The following is a 1226-nucleotide window of genomic DNA, read 5'->3' as shown; positions in this document are numbered from 1 at the left end:
CTCCCTGGTGGGGGCCGGGTACCCCAGGCGCTCGATAATTCGATTGATCCGCCCGGCGTCCTCCGCTTTGGCGATAACCTCCACCCGGCCATCCTGGGTCTTGGAGTTTTTCACCATCACATAGGTGATGCCATAGTCTTTGGCCAACTTGTGAAAGGTTCGTTTGTCCCGCTCCAGAATCTGAAAGGGCACCAACTCTTTGCCCTGGCTCAACATTTTTTCCAACTTAATCTTACCTTTGGTCCTGGGCTGACTTTTAGCCAGTGCAATCGCAAAAAGAAGCAGTTTCATTGCTCCCTTTCCAGCGCCAATGGCTGCACGACCGAGTAGCTCAGCAGTTTTACCTGCTGCACTAAAAATCATTTGTACGGCCTGGGCTTCTTCACTCATAATCAAACCCTCCTTCTCTGTTCTTTCTGCTTGTTCCGCTCCTGCTGTCTCTGCTGCTTTTGCACCAGACCGGCCTGGGCTTTTTCCCATGCAGCCGTCACCCGAGGAATATCCTCCTGGATTCGTTTGCACAGGTTCCGCTCCAGCCGCAGCTTTTTCATGGTGTCATTGAACTGAGCAATCTTCTTATTGATTTCTTCCAGTGCTTCCTCCTTTCCATTCTTACGCAATCCATACAGCGGCCTGCGTTCATTCTCCAGTCGAAGAAGCTCTTGCTCTATCTGCTCCGCCCGGCCCGTAAGATCGCCTGCCGTCTCAATATGGTTTGACTGAATATATCTAAACTGCTGCTGGTAACGCTTCAGCCGGATCAGCTCTTCCCGCATGATATAGCTGGGACGGCGTACCCTCGGCTGCCGCGCCGACCGCAGCAGATATAAGTACTTGAAGTACAAGGCCATAAAGCCTTTAACTTTCTTTTTCGGTATGTATTTGGTGCTGCCGCGCATTCGGATGCGGCAGGGTGGTTCCACCCGCGGTTTCACCGGTGGGCCTTTATCCCTCTGACGGCGAATACGGGCGGCGATTTCTTCTTCTCCATATCCCTTTCCCAAGCTGGTAAGCCGAACGCCCCGCTTGGCCCCTGGGGACAAAAGCACAATGTATTTTCGCTGCTCACTCCGCTTGATGCGATATCCCTGCTTTTGCAGCAGCGTCCAGAAATCTTCCATGGTATAGGAATATCGGATCGCAGCGTCGATATCCTCCCGGATGGCACTGCGTAATGTGCCGGTTCCCTTTTGCTCGGCTTCCCACTCAGGATACTGTTTGCCTTT

The 1226-nt window shown here is 52.7% G+C and carries 1 protein-coding gene and 1 pseudogene; both read right to left on the bottom strand.

Annotated elements, in window-relative coordinates:
- Nucleotides 1–390 (bottom strand): PcfB family protein (locus KQI26_RS15095; RefSeq protein ID WP_216505054.1); only part of this gene is annotated, 390 nt, incomplete at its 3' end.
- A 2-nt stretch (nt 391–392) separates the two neighbouring features.
- Nucleotides 393–1226, bottom strand: a pseudogene (locus tag KQI26_RS15090) (relaxase/mobilization nuclease domain-containing protein); the annotation flags it as partial.

The sequence above is a fragment of the Intestinimonas sp. MSJ-38 genome (genome assembly GCF_018917925.1).
Taxonomy (GTDB): domain Bacteria; phylum Bacillota; class Clostridia; order Oscillospirales; family Butyricicoccaceae; genus Pseudobutyricicoccus.
Note: the sequence above shows the minus strand (reverse complement) of the source record. Positions and strands in the feature narration are given on the sequence as shown.